The organism is Pseudomonas sp. EL_65y_Pfl1_R83 (genome assembly GCF_963970695.1).
Lineage (GTDB): Bacteria > Pseudomonadota > Gammaproteobacteria > Pseudomonadales > Pseudomonadaceae > Aquipseudomonas > Aquipseudomonas tritici.
Genome location: NZ_CAXAQI010000236.1, coordinates 1 through 529, shown reverse-complemented (window position 1 = coordinate 529; position 529 = coordinate 1). Strand labels below are relative to the sequence as shown.

Here is a 529-nt window from a genome sequence, read left to right as displayed (position 1 = left end):
CGATCACGCCCTCGAAAAACGCATCGATCGGGGCGCGCAGCGTGGCGAGGGCTGCCATCGCCGCTTCGAAATCCTCGCGCGCGACGGCGGCCGCGGCGGCGGGCTCGGCCGAATCGAGCGCCAGCGCGAGCGCAGCCTCTGCCGGTTCAGGCGTGTAGGACAGCGCCTTCTGCGCGCCGTGCTCCGGCGAAGGCCGGAGCGCTGGATCGCTGGCGTCGTGCTCGGATGCCAAGGCTCCGGCCTTCGCCGGAGCACCGGCGGGTGTGAAATCCTCTTTCTTCAAAATATTCGCCGCGCGCTTGTACCCGGCGAGGAGGTTCACCCCATCCTCGGTCCCGATAAACGCCTGCAGCGCATGGACGCGCGCGAGCAAGCGGACGAGATCATCCTCTTTGCCTACGTCACCATCAATGATTTGTGCTGCTCGAATTATGTCTGGCCGTATCCCAGCCTCCCGCTCAGCATACTCAAGACGATCAAGCAGAAAGTCTCGCACCGCTGCGCTTATTTTCAGGATCGATTTGAACTG

1 pseudogene is annotated in these 529 nt (G+C 63.7%); it reads right to left on the bottom strand.

Annotated features, from left to right (window positions below):
• A pseudogene (locus tag AACY08_RS28605) lies at positions 1-373 on the bottom strand (hypothetical protein); the annotation flags it as partial.
• Positions 374-529: the final 156 nt, after the last annotated feature.